This is a genomic window from Filomicrobium insigne (genome assembly GCF_900104305.1).
GTDB classification, from domain to species: domain Bacteria; phylum Pseudomonadota; class Alphaproteobacteria; order Rhizobiales; family Hyphomicrobiaceae; genus Filomicrobium; species Filomicrobium insigne.
The window spans coordinates 1-16,923 of record NZ_FNJC01000009.1 but is presented as its reverse complement, the minus strand read 5'-3'; the positions used below and the strand labels follow the sequence as shown (position 1 = coordinate 16,923).

Below are 16,923 nucleotides of genomic sequence, written 5' to 3'. Positions count from 1 at the left end.
CGGCGCGGGTGTTGTTGCCGCGATCGTCGAATAATGATCGCATCCGTTTTGGTGGCCCCTTAACAGGCCGCCAAAATGGGGCCAGTGGGCCGGGTTTGGATCGTAGCAGACTGTGGGGGATCGGGTGCTTGTTGTAACGAGTAACGATATCCCCGGTTACCGCGTGGTGCAGGTCATCGGGGTCGTTCGTGGGCTTTCCGTCCGGTCGCGTAGTTTGGCGGGAAATATCGGCGCTTCGATCCAGATCTTGTTTGGTGGTAACATTACGGTTTATACGACGTTAGCGGAGAGAGCGCGGCAAGACGCGTTTGATTTGCTAGTGGCGCAGGCGGAAAGCCGTGGGGCAAACGCTATTCTGGCCATGCGCTACGATGCCAACGAGATGGCCGCAGCGGTCACGGAAGTGCTCGCGTACGGTACGGCGGTGGTTGTTGAGCCAGAGTGATTGTGGCATAATTGTCGCAATCAAGCGGAAAATCCAATAGGTGCGTGACAAGTGTCCGAAACTCGGTTATTGGACACGGTCCCAGCTTTCCGGATTTGTCGAGGTCATGCGCTCGCCGAGCGCTCTAGGGGTGTAGCTCAATTGGTAGAGCGTCGGTCTCCAAAACCGAAGGTTGGGGGTTCGAGACCCTCCGCCCCTGCCAACAGACTGTCGGAAGAGTGGAGAGCAGACCCTGCGAACGAGGGCAGCGGGTCTGTTACTATTGCTGTGATGTGGTAGATCAGTCGATCTGCACATCCGGCGCATTGTGCGCTCTCATAAACTTGGCTCGAGATGGCAAGCTTCAATCCGTTTCAATTTATTCAAGAAGTGCGTCAAGAGACGTCCAAGGTTACTTGGCCGACCTGGAAAGAGGTCTGGATCACGACTATCATGGTATTAATCATGGTTTTCATGGCCGCCATCTTCTTCATGGTTGTTGACCAAATCATGGGATGGGCGGTCAATTTCGTACTGCGACTGGGTCGCTAGCGGCGATATCGCGACGTGTTGTCTGCGGAATCGGAAAGTGGATCCCGCAATTAATCAAAGCGAATAGAGACCGAACAATGGCCAAGCGCTGGTACATCGTGCATGCCTACACAAACTTCGAACGCAAGGTGGCGGACGCCATCAAAGAGCGCGCGAAAGCCGCCGGGCTCGAAGATGTGTTTGAAGAAGTGCTCGTTCCGACGGAAGAGGTTATCGAAGTTAAGCGCGGCCGGAAGGTGCAGACAGAGCGCAAGTTCCTGCCCGGCTATGTGCTTGTGAAGATGGAGATGACCGATCCGGCGTTCGTGCTGATCAAGAATACGCCTAAAGTGACAGGATTCCTCGGCGCTGATAGCAAGCCGATGGCGATCTCTGAAGACGAGGCGATGCGGATTCTGAATCAGGTCAAGGACGGGATTGAGCGGCCGAAGCCGACCATCACGTTCGAGGTTGGTGAATCCGTCAAGGTTTCCGATGGTCCTTTCGCGTCGTTCCAAGGCCACGTCGAGGAAGTGGACGAGGAGCGGGCGCGGCTCAAGGTGGCAGTTTCGATTTTCGGCCGGCCGACACCTGTCGAACTCGAGTTTGGGCAGGTTGAAAAAGTGGCGGGCTGATGCGCGCGCATGATCCACGCTAGTTCATGGGCGCTGTTCCCAAGGGAGATCAGGACTAGGAGATAAAGAGATTACCAAGAGCATGCGTGCTCGCGGTGAGACCAAGGTTCGTTCGTGCTAATGCGGCGGCCTTTACGTGCGGGAGGGTCCGCGCCGGTTGTCCGGCAAAGATCCGTGGACCGCTAACCCTGGGGAGTGTCACGCTTCCCGTTCTGTTCAGGGGATACTATGGCCAAGAAGATAGACGGCTACATCAACCTGCAGGTGCCTGCAGGTAAAGCCAATCCATCACCGCCGATCGGGCCTGCGCTCGGTCAGCGTGGTGTTAACATCATGGAATTCTGCAAGGCGTTCAACGCCAAAACGAAAGATATCGAACCGGATACACCGATTCCGGTGAAGATTACGGTCTACTCCGACCGCTCGTTTACCTTCATAATGAAAACGCCTCCGGCAACCTTCTTCCTCAAGAAGGCTGCGGGCCTCAAAACCACCGGCAAGCCCGGCGCAGGTTCCAAGGAACCCGGCCGCGGAACCGTTGGTCAGGTGACGATGGATCAGGTTCGCGAGATCGCGAAGACCAAGCTTGCAGATCTTAACACGGACGACATTGAGCAGGCGGCCCGCTCCATCGCGGGCTCTGCGCGTTCCATGGGCATCAGGGTGGTGGAGTAAGACAATGACAAAAGTTGCTCCAGAGCAAGTCAAGGCGACCCGGATCGCAGGTGGCAAACGCATGCTCTCCGTGTGGGACGGCATCGATCGCGACAAGGCCTATGATATCGACAGCGCGGTTAACCTGATCAAGGAACGTGCGAAGGCCAAATTTGACGAGACGGTTGAGATCTCGATGAACCTTGGCGTTGACCCCAAGCACGCTGATCAGATGGTGCGCGGCGTTTGCATGCTGCCGAACGGTTCCGGCCGTACGGCGCGTGTTGCGGTGTTTGCGCGCGGCGCAAAGGCGGACGAGGCAAAGGCTGCCGGTGCCGATGTTGTCGGTGCCGAGGAGCTCGTCGAAGAGGTTCAGAAGGGTAACATCAATTTTGACCGGTGCATCGCGACCCCGGACATGATGGGGCTCGTTGGTCGCCTGGGTAAGGTGCTCGGTCCGCGTGGCCTGATGCCGAACCCGCGCGTTGGAACGGTGACGATGGACGTTGCTGCGGCGGTTAGCGGCGCCAAGGGCGGCGCCGTTGAGTTCCGGGTTGAGAAGGCCGGCATCATTCACGGTGGCGTGGGTAAGGCCAGCTTCGGCACCGATGCGTTGGTGGAAAACATCCGCGCCTTCGTCGATGCCGTGGTCAAGGCGAAGCCAACGGGTGCCAAGGGCACCTATGTGAAGAAGGTTTCGATCAGCTCGACGATGGGGCCAGGCGTCAAGGTTGATGTCGGCACGGTTATGCCGGCGGCGACACCGGCTTAAGGCCCTCGCGCTTCGGCGCGCAGATGAAACGGAATTCCGGGTGATGAGCCCGGAAGATCCCACTCCCAGACCTTTCAAGACCGAGGGTCAGGAGTGGACCTGTCCGAGACTGCAGGTGGCGGATTTTCCTCATTTTCGAGGGCCGCCTTAAGCCCTTCGGGCCTGCATGAGATGGGAGATGTCGGATTTCGAGGCGCACATCACAGTGTGCCAAGAGTCCGGTTCAAATCTTCTCGGTCGCACCCCTTGCCGCTTGGCTCGGGAGGACAGGTACAAGCGCTGCCTATTAGCCGAAAATCGGCGAGGAGGCGGCACCTTGCAACCCGCGAGACCCTAATTTGGGGCTCGCAGACTAGGAGAGAGCAGTGGATAGAGCCGCGAAGAGTGAGCTCGTTGCAACGCTTCACGACGTCTTTAACGAGACGGGCGTGGTGGTGGTTGCCCACTATTCCGGTTTGACAGTCGCTCAGATGACCGACTACCGCTCCCGCGTTAAAGCGGCCGGCGGTAAGGTCAAGGTGGCTAAGAACCGGTTGGCCAAGCTCGCGCTCCAGGACACTCCAGCTTCCGGCATCGCCGACCTTTTCACGGGACCGACCTGCATTGCTTATTCGCAGGATCCGATCGCCGCTGCCAAGGTCGCTGTCGGCTACGCTAAGGAAAACGAAAAGCTCGTGATCCTCGGCGGCGCAATGGGGGAAACGGTCCTAGACGCGAACGCGGTCAAGGCACTCGCCGAGTTGCCCTCCTTGGATGAGCTCAGAGCCAAGCTTATCGGCCTGCTTAACGCTCCGGCGACGAAGATCGCCCGGACGGTTAAGGAGCCGGGTGCGACGCTCGCACGGGTTATCCAGGCGAAGGCCAGCGCCGGTGAGGCTGCCTAAGAGGGCAAGCGCCTGTAACGCAACGAAGACAGCAGTTCTCCGGAACTGCGCATGCAAACTAAATTTAGATTTGAACCGGAAGGAAAACGAAAATGGCTGATCTGTCCAAGATCGTCGAAGACCTGTCGTCGCTGACCGTCCTTGAGGCGGCTGAACTTGCCAAGATGTTGGAAGAAAAATGGGGCGTTTCAGCGGCTGCTGCAGTTGCTGTCGCAGCTGCTCCTGCTGGCGGCGCTGCTGCTGAAGCTGCTGAAGAGAAGACCGAGTTCGACATCGTTCTGGTCGACGCAGGCGACAAGAAGATCAACGTCATTAAAGAGGTTCGCGCCATCACCGGGCTCGGCCTGAAGGAAGCTAAGGATCTCGTCGAGGCGGGTGGTAAGACCGTGAAGGAAGCCGCTCCGAAGGACGAGGCTGAGGCCATCAAGAAGAAGCTCGAAGAGGCAGGTGCCAAGGTCGAGCTCAAGTAAGACGGCTTGGTGCATCCCCTTCCGCTTGGCGGGAGGGGATGTCCGCCCAAGACGGTTCTCCGGAGCGCCTAACGAAGAGGCGTCCCGGTGAGCCGTTTTAAGGCTTTTGGTGACGGTGCGCCGAAAGGTGTGCGGTTTGGAAATTCCCGGCTCGTTTACAGCCGGTCAGATCATGGCAGCAGTCCCGTGCGTGGGGGCGTTTGTTGCCGTAGCGCAAGACGCGGGAGTCCCAGTCCCCGCGAAACGAAGAGGAGCGATTATGGCTGAGGCATTCAACGGTCGCAAGCGCCTCCGGAAGAAGTTTGGCCACATCCGGGAAGTTGCCCAGATGCCGAACCTCATCGAGGTCCAGAAGAGCTCATACGACGACTTTCTGATGGTTCGTGAGCCGGAAGGTGGCCGCCCGGACGATCAGGGTTTGCAAGCGGTTTTCAAGTCGGTGTTTCCGATTTCGGATTTCGCGGGCAAGTCGACGCTTGAGTTTGTCCGTTATGAATTTGAGCCCCCGAAGTACGACGTCGATGAGTGCATGCAGCGCGATATGACCTATTCCGCGCCGCTGAAGGTGAAACTGCGCCTCATCGTGTTTGATATCAACGAAGAGACGGGCTCAAAGTCGATCAAGGACGTCAAAGAGCAGGACGTCTACATGGGCGACATGCCTCTGATGACGCAGAACGGTACGTTCGTCATCAACGGTACAGAGCGTGTTATCGTTTCACAGATGCACCGTAGCCCTGGTGTTTTCTTCGATCACGACCGCGGCCGTACGCACGTGAGCGGCAAGCTGCTGTTTGCGGCGCGTATCATCCCTTATCGTGGTTCGTGGCTCGATTTCGAATTCGATGCCAAGGATATTGTCTACGTTCGTATTGACCGGCGCCGTAAGCTGCCAGTGACGACGTTACTTTATGCGCTCGGTCTTAACGACGAAGAGATCCTGGCGACGTTTTACGATCAGATCCACATCAAGGAAAGCAAGCGCGGCTGGAAGATGCCGTTCGTGGCCGAGAAGTGGCGCGGCGTTACGCCGGTCTCTGACCTGTTGGACGCGAAGACGGGTAAGGTCGTTGTCAATGCCGGCGAGAAGGTCACGGCACGGACGGCACGACAGCTTGCGGAAAACGGTCTTAATGAGCTGCTCGTCAGTTCAGAAGATCTGTCGGGCAGGTACCTCGCTCAGGATATCGTCAATCTTGAGACGGGTGAGATTTATGCGGAAGCAGGTTCGGAGCTCGACGCTAAGCTTCTGGCTGAGCTGAAAGATGAGAAGGTCAGGGAATTCCCGATTCTCGACATTGACCATGTCAACGTCGGAGCCTTCATTCGTAACACGCTCAATGTTGACAAGAACGCCAACCAGGACGAGGCGTTGATGGACATCTACCGGGTCATGCGGCCCGGTGAGCCGCCGACGATTGAAGCGGCGACAAACCTGTTCCACGGCTTGTTCTTTGACCCTGAGCGTTATGACCTTTCTGCGGTCGGTCGCGTGAAGATGAACATGCGTCTTACCGAGTTGGAAGGTTTCGAGCCGGCGGAGGATACGGTTCGTGTTCTGCGTGGCGACGACATCCTCGGCGTGATCCGGACACTTGTCGGCCTGCGCGACGGACGTGGCGATATTGATGATATCGATCACCTTGGCAACCGGCGCGTGCGCTCGGTCGGCGAGTTGATGGAAAATCAATACCGGCTCGGCCTCCTGCGCATGGAGCGCGCGATCAAGGAGCGCATGTCATCGGTCGATATCGACACGGTGATGCCGCAGGATCTGATCAACGCTAAGCCGGCAGCGGCGGCGGTGCGGGAGTTCTTCGGTTCCTCGCAGCTCTCGCAGTTCATGGATCAGACCAACCCATTGTCCGAGATCACGCACAAGCGTCGTCTATCGGCGCTGGGGCCAGGTGGTCTGACGCGCGAGCGTGCCGGCTTCGAGGTGCGTGACGTGCATCCAACGCACTACGGTCGCATCTGTCCGATTGAAACGCCGGAAGGTCCGAACATCGGCCTCATCAACTCGCTGGCGACGTTTGCGCGGGTCAACAAGTATGGCTTCATCGAGAGCCCCTATCGCCGTGTCATCGACGGTAAGGTGACGGATGAGGTTGTCTACCTGTCGGCGATGGAGGAGATGCGCCATCACGTTGCGCAGGCGAACGCCGACATCGACGAGGGTGGCAACCTAACAGGCGACCTGATCAACTGTCGTTATCAGGGCGACGTCATATTGGTGCCGCGTGATCTCGTGGACTACATCGACGTTTCGCCGAAGCAGCTTGTGTCGGTTGCGGCCGCTCTTATTCCGTTCCTTGAAAATGACGACGCTAACCGCGCTCTGATGGGCTCGAACATGCAGCGTCAGGCGGTGCCGTTGATCAAGGCGGAAGCGCCTCTGGTCGGAACGGGCATGGAAGAGGTCGTTGCGCGTGACTCTGGTGCTGCGATTGCAGCCCGGCGGACCGGCATTGTGGATCAGGTTGATGCAACTCGTATCGTTATCCGTGCTACGGAGGAAGCTGATCCTTCCAAGCCTGGCGTCGACATCTATCGTTTGCGCAAGTTCCAACGTTCGAACCAGAACACCTGTATCAACCAGCGTCCGCTGGTCAACGTTGGCGACTACGTCCGCGAGGGTGAAATCCTAGCGGATGGTCCGTCGACGGATCTCGGTGATCTGGCTCTGGGTAAGAACGTGCTCGTCGCGTTCATGCCGTGGATGGGCTACAACTTCGAGGACTCCATCCTCATGTCCGAGCGCGTCGTTTCCGACGACGTGTTCACCTCGATTCACATCGAGGAATTTGAGGTGATGGCGCGAGACACGAAGCTCGGGCCGGAGGAAATCACGCGTGATATTCCGAACGTTTCGGAAGAAGCTCTGAAGAACCTCGACGAAGCCGGCATCGTTTACATCGGTGCGGAAGTGCATCCAGGCGACATTCTGGTCGGCAAGATTACGCCGAAGGGTGAGAGCCCGATGACGCCGGAAGAAAAGCTTCTGCGCGCCATCTTCGGTGAAAAGGCTTCGGACGTGCGTGACACGTCGTTGCGCCTGCCACCGGGTGTCGTCGGTACGATCGTTGAAGTTCGCGTGTTCAACCGTCACGGCGTCGATAAAGACGAGCGTGCGATGGCGATCGAGCGCGAGGAAATCGAGCGGCTCGCGAAGGACCGTGATGACGAATTGCAGATCCTTGATCGCAACGTCTATGCGCGGTTGAAGGAGTCGCTCCTCGGTAAAGAGGTCGCCAAGGGACCGAAGGGTGCCCGTAAGGGTACAATTATCGACGATACTATCCTGGACGAGATTCCTCGCAGCCAGTGGTGGGAAATCGGTCTGGCCGATGAAAAGGCGCAGGCTGAGGTCGAGGCGATCCAGAAGCAGTACGAAGACGCGAAGAAGAGCCTTGAGCGCCGCTTCGTCGATAAGGTCGACAAGCTTCAGCGTGGTGACGAATTGCCTCCGGGCGTGATGAAGATGGTCAAAGTCTTCGTCGCCGTGAAGCGCAAGATCCAGCCCGGCGACAAGATGGCCGGACGTCACGGCAACAAGGGTGTCGTGTCGCAGATCGTGCCCAAGGAAGATATGCCGTTCCTGGAGGATGGTACTCCAGTCGACGTCGTGCTCAATCCGCTTGGCGTGCCTTCGCGCATGAACGTGGGGCAGATCCTGGAGACTCACCTTGGCTGGGCGTGCCGCGGTCTCGGCCGCGCCATAGATCAGGCGCTGGAGGAGTTCCGTGCGTCCGGTGAGATGAAGGCGCTCGAGTCGCAGCTTGCTACCGTCTACGGCAAGGACCATGTCGATGAAGTGGTGCCGACCAATGATGACAAGGTCGTGCTGGCTGAGCAGCTCAAGACGGGTGTGCCGATTGCAACGCCGGTCTTCGACGGTGCGCGCGAGCCGGACATTGTCGAGATGCTGAAGGCCGCCGGGTTCGATACTTCGGGCCAGGTCACGCTGTATGATGGACGTACCGGTGAGCCATTCGATCGTAAGGTTACGGTTGGCTACAAGTACATCCTGAAGCTGCATCACCTTGTCGACGATAAGATCCACGCTCGGTCCATCGGACCCTACTCACTCGTTACGCAGCAGCCGCTGGGTGGTAAGGCCCAGTTCGGTGGTCAGCGCTTCGGTGAAATGGAGGTCTGGGCTCTGGAAGCTTACGGCGCCGCGTACACGCTGCAGGAAATGCTTACGGTCAAGTCGGACGACGTCGCCGGCCGTACTAAGGTCTACGAGGCGATCGTCCGCGGTGACGACGCATTCGAGGCTGGCGTGCCGGAGAGCTTCAACGTGCTCGTGAAGGAAATGCGGGCCCTGGGCCTCAACGTCGAGCTCTTGAATTCAGAACGGCTTGCCGTTGACGACGAAACGGAAGAAGGCACGCCGCGGCCGCAACTGCCACCGGCCGCAGCCGAATAACAGGCTTGAGCATTCTGCCTCCCCGCTCATCGGAGTGGGGAGGCGTTACCTGCCTGGCACTTTAAGAATTTCAGGGACCGCCGCCCCCGCAGGTCCCGTCGAGGAGACTGCTGATGAACGAGATCACAAACATCTTCAAGACTCAGACGCCGTTGCCGACGTTCGATCAGATCAAGATCTCGATCGCGAGCCCTGACGACATCCTGTCTTGGTCGTTCGGTGAGATCAAAAAGCCGGAGACGATCAACTACCGTACGTTCAAGCCGGAGCGTGACGGTTTGTTCTGCGCGCGCATTTTCGGTCCAATCAAGGACTACGAGTGCTTGTGCGGCAAGTACAAGCGGATGAAGTACAAGGGCCTGATCTGCGAAAAGTGCGGCGTCGAGGTGACGCTTGCAAAGGTCCGTCGTGAACGTATGGGCCACATCGAATTGGCGGCCCCGGTTGCGCACATCTGGTTCCTCAAGTCATTGCCGAGCCGTATCGGTTTGCTGCTTGATATGGCACTCAAGGATCTGGAGCGGGTTCTTTATTTCGAGAACTACGTTGTCATTGAGCCGGGCATCACCCCGTTCAAGGAAAAGCAGCTTCTTACCGAAGACCAGTACAACGAGGCGATCGAGGAGTATGGCGCGGACAGCTTCACGGCCGGTATCGGCGCTGAGGCGATCCGCGAGATTCTGTCAGCTATGGATCTGCCGAAGATCCGCGACGACCTGCGCCAGGAAATCGCTGAAGCCACGACGGAACTGAAGCCTAAGAAGCTTGGTAAGCGGCTTAAGGTTATCGAGGCCTTTATCGAATCCGGTAATCGTCCGGAATGGATGATCCTCACGGTTGTTCCGGTGATCCCGCCCGAGCTACGTCCGCTGGTGCCGCTCGATGGTGGACGTTTTGCGACGTCTGACCTCAACGACCTTTATCGCCGCGTCATCAACCGTAACAACCGTCTGAAGCGGCTCATGGAGCTGCGTGCTCCGGATATCATCATCCGGAACGAAAAGCGCATGCTGCAGGAGTCAGTCGACGCGCTGTTCGATAACGGCCGCCGCGGCCGTGTTATCACGGGTGCGAATAAGCGTCCGTTGAAGTCGCTCGCGGATATGCTCAAGGGTAAGCAGGGCCGCTTCCGTCAGAACCTGCTCGGTAAGCGTGTCGACTACTCTGGCCGTTCAGTGATCGTGGTTGGTCCTGAATTGAAACTGCATCAGTGCGGTCTGCCGAAGAAGATGGCGCTTGAGCTCTTCAAGCCGTTCATCTATGCGCGGCTACAGGCGCTGGGGCAGGCGGCTACCGTTAAGCAGGCCAAGAAGCTTGTTGAGAAGGAAAAGCCGGAGGTCTGGGACGTCCTCGATGAGGTTATCCGTGAGCATCCGGTGATGCTCAACCGTGCTCCGACGCTGCACAGACTTGGCATTCAGGCGTTTGAGCCGACGCTGATTGAAGGTAAGGCTATTCAGCTGCATCCGTTGGTTTGCGCGGCGTTCAACGCCGACTTCGACGGCGACCAGATGGCTGTCCACGTACCGCTGTCACTGGAAGCCCAGCTTGAAGCACGCGTGCTGATGATGTCGACCAACAACATTCTGCATCCGGCCAACGGGCAGCCAATTATCGTGCCGTCGCAGGATATCGTGCTTGGTCTGTACTACCTGTCTCTGATCTCGGACAAAGAGCCGGGTGAAGGCATGATGTTCGGTTCGGTCAACGAGGTGCACCACGCTCTCGAGTCTGGTGCCGTGGCATTGCACGCCAAGATCAAGGGCCGCTTTGAGACGGTTGATGCCGAAGGGAATCCGGTGCGCGAGGTCTATGACACGACGCCGGGCCGCATGATCCTCGGTGAATTGCTGCCACGCAATGCGACGGTAAAATTCGATCTGGTGAACCAGCTTCTGACGAAGAAAGCTATCTCGAAGATGATCGATGCCGTCTACCGCAACTGCGGTCAGAAGGAGACGGTGATCTTCTGCGACCGGATCATGAGCCTTGGCTTCAATCATGCGTTCAAGGCCGGTATTTCCTTCGGCAAGGACGACATGCAGATCCCGTCGAGCAAGTCGGGCATCATGGCCGAGACCGAGGAACTGGTTCGCGAATTCGAACAGCAGTACAACGACGGTCTGATCACCCAGCTTGAGAAGTACAACAAGGTGGTCGACGCATGGTCGAAGTGTACGGACCGGGTCGCCAAGGAAATGATGGATCGCATCTCGGCGACCGAGAAGCTTCCTGACGGACGCGATAAGCCGATCAACTCGATCTACATGATGAGCCACTCGGGTGCGCGTGGTTCGCCGACCCAGATGCGTCAGCTTGCTGCGATGCGCGGTCTTATGACCAAGCCGTCGGGTGAGATCATCGAGACGCCGATTAAGGCTAACTTTAAAGAAGGTTTGTCGGTTCTTGAGTACTTCAACTCGACCCACGGTGCCCGGAAGGGTCTTGCGGATACGGCGTTGAAGACGGCGAACTCGGGTTATCTGACCCGTCGTCTCGTTGACGTTGCGCAGGATGCGATTATCTCCGAGCCGGATTGCGGAACGGATGCAGGCATCAAGATTCAGGCGGTCGTCGATGCCGGTCAGGTTATCGTGTCCCTGGGACAGCGTGCGCTCGGCCGTACGGCAGCGGAAGACGTCATTGATCCTTCTTCCGGCGAGGTGATCATCAAGACCGGTGAGATGATCGAGGAACGACATGTCGAGGCTCTCGCCGCGGCAGAGGTGCAGGAACTGCGCATCCGCTCGGTGCTGACCTGTGAGACGATTACCGGCGTTTGTGGCAAATGCTACGGCCGTGACTTGGCCCGTGGTACGCCGGTCAATATTGGTGAGGCCGTGGGTGTTATCGCGGCCCAGTCGATCGGTGAGCCCGGTACCCAGCTTACTATGCGTACGTTCCACATCGGCGGTACGGCGCAGGTGGTTGATACGTCGTTCATCGAGTCGAGCTTCAACGGCACAGTGTCGATCCGCAACCGTGCCATGGTCAAAGACAGCCAGGGCCGTTTAGTCGCCATGGGCCGGACGATGGCTGTGGTCATCAGCGATCAATCGGGTAAAGAGCTTGCGACGCACAAGATTCCTTACGGCGCTCGATTGCACGTTGACGAAGGGGATACCGTCAAACGCGGTACACGGCTCGCACAATGGGATCCATACACTCGTCCGATCCTGACCGAAGTTGATGGCATGGTTTCGTTTGAGGACCTTGTGGAAGGCGCCTCAGTGCGTGAGCAAACCGACGAGGTGAAGGGTACGACCAACCGCGTCGTTATCGATTGGCGCGCTTCGCCGCGTGGGGCGGAGCTCAAGCCCGCGATTGTCATTAAGGACAAGGACGGTAATCCGATCAAAGTGGCGCGTGGTGGCGATGCGCGTTATCTGCTGTCGGTCGATGCCATTTTGTCAGTGGATGGGAACACCGAGGTCAAGGCTGGTGACGTGCTGGCACGTAGCCCGCTGGCGTCGGCTAAGTCGGGTGACATCACCGGCGGTCTGCCGCGAGTCGCTGAATTGTTCGAAGCACGGCGTCCTAAGGATCACGCGATCATCGCTGAAATCTCCGGAGTCGTTGAGTTCGGTAAGGACTATAAGAACAAGCAGCGTATCGCGATCCGTCCTCACGACGATGGTTCAAGCGACGAGCCACAAGAGGCAGTGGAATATCTCATTCCACGTGGCAAGAACCTGACCGTCCAGCACGGTGATCATATCGAACGCGGTGATTACATCTACGATGGCCACCCGGCACCGCACGACATCCTGGCGATTAAGGGCGTCGAGGAACTGGCGAACTATCTCATTAACGAGATCCAGGACGTTTACCGGCTGCAGGGCGTGACCATTAACGACAAGCACATTGAAGTGATTGTCCGGCAGATGCTGCAGAAGGTCGAAATCACCGACACCGGTGAGACCGACATGATTAAGGGTGAGCAGATCGATCGCATCGAGTTCGACGAGCGGAACCTCGCGGCGGAAAAGGCTGGTCAACGCCCCGCGACTGCGATCCCTGTTCTTCTGGGCATCACGAAGGCGTCGCTGCAAACGCGCTCGTTCATCTCTGCGGCTTCGTTCCAGGAGACGACACGCGTGCTTACCGACGCTGCCGTCAATGGCAAGGCGGATACGCTGGAAGGGCTCAAGGAGAACGTCATCGTCGGCCGTCTCATCCCAGCTGGTACGGGCGGAATGCTGCGGCGGCTGCGTAGCATTGCCGGCAAGCGTGACGATCTCATCGCCAAGGAGCGTGCTCGTATGGATGATCAAGCTATCGCCGGACCCGACGGTGACGGCACGGGTGGGCGCCGGCGGCGGCGCTCCAGCGAGGAGGCGGCTGAGTAAGAGCCGAGAATCATCGCCAGAAATCGATACCGCCGTGGTCCGTTACCTGGATCGCGGCGGTTTTGATTCGTGGGAAAGCGGGGAATTGGAGTAATATATGGTGCCGGAACCGAGTTGCTGCCTGCTCGTTCCGGTCCAAGACGCCCCCCGAAATGCGGGCGGATGATGATAGCGGTACGATGCGACAAAAATATTTCGGCTTTTTGCGGTGCAACTGTTGACCACTAACAAGCCTGTGTATATAGCTTCGCCACTCTAACGGTAGGCAGTAGGTGGTTATCGGGCAGTTGGCCCGGTCGTATTGTCGCCTATACGCTACCGTCAAGACGCAGAACACATTTCGGGCCATGACCTCAGCTTTCGGAGCTGATGGTCCTCTGGTTTTTTCGTGTTGAGCCCGCGAATGCGGCCGGGCCCGACATGGTGGATTTGGCGCTGGCGCCTGCCAGCGCCGTGCATAGACCGGTGGACAAGGCGAATGCCGACAATACAACAGTTGATACGTAAGCCCCGCGAGCAGAAGACGTACCGCGAAAAGTCGCGGCATATGGATGCTTGCCCGCAGAAGCGTGGTGTTTGCACGCGCGTCTACACGACGACGCCGAAGAAGCCAAACTCCGCTCTGCGTAAGGTTGCGAAGATCCGACTGACGAACGGCTACGAAGTCATCGGTTACATTCCGGGTGAAGGTCATAATCTCCAGGAGCACTCTGTTGTGCTCATTCGTGGTGGTCGCGTGAAAGACCTTCCTGGTGTGCGCTATCACATCGTCCGTGGCGTGCTCGATACGCAGGGTGTTGCGGATCGTAAGCAGCGCCGTTCGAAGTACGGTGCGAAGCGTCCGAAGTAAGTTTCGGCGAGAAGTAATGTTTGTGGAGCTCCGATGCTTCGGTGCTCCGGAAGTCAAGGGTCGCGCAGAGTGACCCGCAATCGGATCAAGAAGCTGAGGGCAGTAGCGCATGTCGCGTCGTCACCGAGCTGAGAAGCGAGAAATCAATCCGGACCCGAAGTTCGGAGACTTGATTGTCACGAAGTTCATGAATGCCGTCATGCGCGAGGGCAAAAAGTCGGTCGCTGAAACCATCGTTTACGGTGCCTTCGACCGTATGGAAGATAAGGCAAAGTCGGAAGCTTTGCCGATGTTCCATCAGGCCCTTGAGAATGTCATGCCGGCTGTTGAGGTTCGTTCGCGCCGCGTTGGTGGTGCGACGTACCAGGTCCCGGTCGAAGTGCGTAACGAGCGTCGTCAGGCTCTGGCGATCCGTTGGATAATCGCTGCGGCCCGGAACCGGAACGAGAATACGATGGTGGAGCGGCTGTCGGGCGAGTTGCTCGATGCTGCTAACAACCGCGGAACAGCGGTGAAGAAGCGCGAAGACACGCACAAGATGGCGGAAGCGAACCGCGCCTTCTCGCATTATCGCTGGTAAACTCTAGAGACCCTGAGGCTATCCATGGCTCGTGAATATAAAATCGAGGACTACCGCAATTTCGGCATCATGGCACACATCGATGCTGGAAAGACGACGACGACTGAGCGGATCCTCTTTTATACCGGCATCTCGCACAAGCTTGGTGAGACGCACGACGGTGCCTCGACCATGGATTTCATGGATCAGGAAGCCGAGCGCGGAATTACCATTCAGTCGGCCGCGACGACCTGCTTCTGGCCTGGGCGTGATGGTAAGAAGCGCCGTCTGAACATTATCGACACTCCAGGCCACGTCGATTTCACCATTGAGGTCGAGCGTTCGCTGCGTGTGCTCGACGGCGCGGTGTGCGTGCTGGACTCGAACCAGGGCGTGGAGCCGCAGACCGAAACAGTCTGGCGTCAGGGCGACAAGTACAACGTTCCGCGTATCATCTTCGCCAACAAGATGGATAAGACCGGCGCCGACTTTTACATGTGCGTCGAGGACATTAAGGCGAAGCTTGGCGCGCGTCCGGTGCCTATTCAAATCCCGATCGGCGCGGAAAGTGATTTCCGCGGCGAAGTCGATCTCATCAAAATGAAGGGCTATGTCTGGGGCGGCGACGACAAGGGTGCTACCGTCACGGAAATCGAGATCCCATCTGAGCTTCTTGAGCGCGCGCAGGAATTCCGTGCTTCGATGATTGAAGCTGCCGTCGAAATGGACGATGCGGCGATGGAGGCATACCTCGAGGGTAGTGAGCCAGACGAGGACACGCTGCGCAAGCTGCTGCGCAAGGGCACGATTTCGGGCGCCTTCTATCCGATGGTCTGCGGCTCGGCTTTCAAGAACAAGGGCGTGCAGCCGCTACTCGATGCCGTCGTCGACTATCTGCCGAGCCCGTTGGATGTTCCGGCGATCAAAGGCATTAATCCGAAGGATGAGACGGTGATGGAGCGCAAGTCGTCGGATGACGAGCCGCTCGCTATGCTCGCCTTCAAGATCGCAAACTTCGAGCACGTCGGCTCCATCACGTTCTGCCGTATCTACTCTGGTAAGGTCGAGCAGGGCGTGAGCTTGCTCAATAGCACGCGCGACAAGAAGGAGCGCGTCGGGCGTATGTATATGATGCACGCAGAGGACCGTAAGGCGATCGAAAATGCCTACGCCGGCGACATCATCGCGCTGCAGGGGCTCAAAGATACGCGGACCGGTGAAACGCTGTGCGATCCTACGAAGCCCATCATTCTTGAGAAGATGGAGTTCCCGGATCCGGTCATCGAGATGAAGATCGAGCCAAAAACCAAGGCTGATCAGGAGAAGATGGCGCTGGCGCTCAACGAAATGGCGCTTGAGGATCCTTCGTTCCGCGTGTCGGTCGATCAGGAGTCGGGAGAAACCATCCTCAAGGGTATGGGCGAACTCCACCTCGACATCAAAGTCGACATTCTGCGGCGGACCCACCACGTAGATGCGAACACGGGCGCGCCGCAGGTGGCCTATCGCGAGAGCCTCGCGCGGGCTAGCGAGATTGATTACACGCACAAGAAGCAGACTGGTGGTACCGGCCAATTTGCTCGCGTGAAAATGCGTCTCGAGCCCAACGAGATCGGTGGCGGCAACGTGTTCGCGTCCGAGATCGTCGGTGGCTCGGTGCCGAAGGAATACATTCCTGGCGTGGAAAAGGGCGTCAAGTCGGTTTGGGAAACGGGCATGCTTATCGGCTTCCCAATGGTCGACATGAAGGTCACCCTGTTTGACGGTGCTTTCCACGAAGTCGACTCGTCCGCGATTGCGTTCGAAATCGCAGCGCGCGCAGCGATGCGTGAAGGCTGTGAGAAGGGTGGCATTAAGCTGCTCGAGCCCGTGATGGACGTTGAGATCGTGTCTCCGCAGGAATTCGTCGGTGGCATTATCGGCGATGTGAACTCGCGGCGTGGCCAGATCCGTAGCCAGGAAATGCGCGGCAACGCAACGGTGATCAAAGCCTTCGTGCCGCTGGCGAACATGTTCGGTTACATCAACACGTTGCGGTCGATGTCGACTGGGCGTGCGCAGTACTCGATGCAGTTTGCACATTATGCCGAGGTGCCGCGGAACGTGGCAGATGAGGTTAAGGCGAAGTACGCCTAAGGAATTTGCGGCGGCCCCGATGGCCGTCGCAGTCTAGCCTTGTAGAGAGACTTTTAAAGAGTCGATCGTCGGGCGGAACGAATTTGGAATTGAGACGAGACCCGCGGGTCAGCAACTAAAGATGGAGAGCCGGAGCAATGGCCAAGGCGAAATTCGAGCGGACGAAGCCGCACGTAAACATCGGCACGATCGGTCACGTTGACCACGGAAAGACGTCTCTGACGGCA

13 protein-coding genes and 1 tRNA gene are annotated in these 16,923 nt (G+C 58.0%); all 14 read left to right on the top strand.

The genetic code is table 11. The features are described 5' to 3' along the window. The first annotated feature begins 124 nt into the window (after positions 1-124). Positions 125-445: a YbjQ family protein gene (locus BLS30_RS17930; protein WP_090230873.1), complete on the top strand. Its 321-nt coding sequence runs from the start codon at positions 125-127 to the stop codon at positions 443-445. Positions 446-571: 126 nt separating this feature from the next. Then, positions 572-647: transfer RNA gene (locus BLS30_RS17925), tRNA-Trp, on the top strand. 131 nt (positions 648-778) lie between these two features. Continuing rightward, positions 779-976 carry a preprotein translocase subunit SecE gene (secE, locus tag BLS30_RS17920; protein ID WP_090230870.1) on the top strand — a complete coding sequence of 66 codons (198 nt, stop codon included), beginning with the start codon at positions 779-781 and terminating at the stop codon, positions 974-976. A gap of 77 nt (positions 977-1,053) precedes the next feature. Beyond that, on the top strand, positions 1,054-1,590 hold the full coding sequence (gene nusG / locus BLS30_RS17915) for a transcription termination/antitermination protein NusG (protein WP_090230868.1): 537 nt from the start codon (positions 1,054-1,056) through the stop codon (positions 1,588-1,590). A 228-nt stretch (positions 1,591-1,818) separates the two neighbouring features. Continuing rightward, positions 1,819-2,265: a 50S ribosomal protein L11 gene (gene rplK / locus BLS30_RS17910; protein WP_090230865.1), complete on the top strand. Its 447-nt coding sequence runs from the start codon at positions 1,819-1,821 to the stop codon at positions 2,263-2,265. Positions 2,266-2,308: 43 nt separating this feature from the next. Then, the gene (gene rplA, locus BLS30_RS17905) at positions 2,309-3,016 is read left to right on the top strand and encodes a 50S ribosomal protein L1 (RefSeq protein WP_090230876.1); all 708 of its coding nucleotides are present in this window, start codon (positions 2,309-2,311) and stop codon (positions 3,014-3,016) included. Positions 3,017-3,381: 365 nt separating this feature from the next. Further along, positions 3,382-3,900: a 50S ribosomal protein L10 gene (gene rplJ / locus BLS30_RS17900; RefSeq protein ID WP_090230862.1), complete on the top strand. Its 519-nt coding sequence runs from the start codon at positions 3,382-3,384 to the stop codon at positions 3,898-3,900. Between the two features lie 92 nt (positions 3,901-3,992). Beyond that, complete coding sequence (gene rplL / locus BLS30_RS17895) at positions 3,993-4,370, top strand: 50S ribosomal protein L7/L12 (RefSeq protein WP_090230859.1); 378 nt, start codon at positions 3,993-3,995, stop codon at positions 4,368-4,370. A gap of 259 nt (positions 4,371-4,629) precedes the next feature. Continuing rightward, positions 4,630-8,802: a DNA-directed RNA polymerase subunit beta gene (rpoB, locus tag BLS30_RS17890; protein ID WP_090230855.1), complete on the top strand. Its 4,173-nt coding sequence runs from the start codon at positions 4,630-4,632 to the stop codon at positions 8,800-8,802. A 113-nt stretch (positions 8,803-8,915) separates the two neighbouring features. Beyond that, complete coding sequence (gene rpoC / locus BLS30_RS17885; RefSeq protein WP_090230853.1) at positions 8,916-13,151, top strand: DNA-directed RNA polymerase subunit beta'; 4,236 nt, start codon at positions 8,916-8,918, stop codon at positions 13,149-13,151. A 478-nt stretch (positions 13,152-13,629) separates the two neighbouring features. After that, positions 13,630-14,001: a 30S ribosomal protein S12 gene (gene rpsL, locus BLS30_RS17880; RefSeq protein WP_090230850.1), complete on the top strand. Its 372-nt coding sequence runs from the start codon at positions 13,630-13,632 to the stop codon at positions 13,999-14,001. Positions 14,002-14,110: 109 nt separating this feature from the next. Beyond that, entirely contained in the window at positions 14,111-14,581 is a 471-nt protein-coding gene (gene rpsG / locus BLS30_RS17875; protein WP_090230848.1) for a 30S ribosomal protein S7, read from the top strand. A 24-nt stretch (positions 14,582-14,605) separates the two neighbouring features. Further along, entirely contained in the window at positions 14,606-16,696 is a 2,091-nt protein-coding gene (gene fusA, locus BLS30_RS17870) for an elongation factor G (RefSeq protein ID WP_090230846.1), read from the top strand. A 137-nt stretch (positions 16,697-16,833) separates the two neighbouring features. Then, positions 16,834-16,923 (top strand): GTP-binding protein (locus BLS30_RS17865; RefSeq protein WP_244512528.1); only part of this gene is annotated, 90 nt, incomplete at its 3' end.

Excerpts from the sequence above, each read along its gene's own strand:
- rpsL (WP_090230850.1), top strand. The coding sequence starts at position 13,630 with ATGCCGACAATACAACAGTTGATACGTAAGCCCCGCGAGCAGAAGACG.
- rpoB (WP_090230855.1), top strand. The coding sequence starts at position 4,630 with ATGGCTGAGGCATTCAACGGTCGCAAGCGCCTCCGGAAGAAGTTTGGC.
- nusG (WP_090230868.1), top strand. The coding sequence starts at position 1,054 with ATGGCCAAGCGCTGGTACATCGTGCATGCCTACACAAACTTCGAACGC.
- rplL (WP_090230859.1), top strand. The coding sequence starts at position 3,993 with ATGGCTGATCTGTCCAAGATCGTCGAAGACCTGTCGTCGCTGACCGTC.
- secE (WP_090230870.1), top strand. The coding sequence starts at position 779 with ATGGCAAGCTTCAATCCGTTTCAATTTATTCAAGAAGTGCGTCAAGAG.
- rplK (WP_090230865.1), top strand. The coding sequence starts at position 1,819 with ATGGCCAAGAAGATAGACGGCTACATCAACCTGCAGGTGCCTGCAGGT.
- rpoC (WP_090230853.1), top strand. The coding sequence starts at position 8,916 with ATGAACGAGATCACAAACATCTTCAAGACTCAGACGCCGTTGCCGACG.
- fusA (WP_090230846.1), top strand. The coding sequence starts at position 14,606 with ATGGCTCGTGAATATAAAATCGAGGACTACCGCAATTTCGGCATCATG.
- rpsG (WP_090230848.1), top strand. The coding sequence starts at position 14,111 with ATGTCGCGTCGTCACCGAGCTGAGAAGCGAGAAATCAATCCGGACCCG.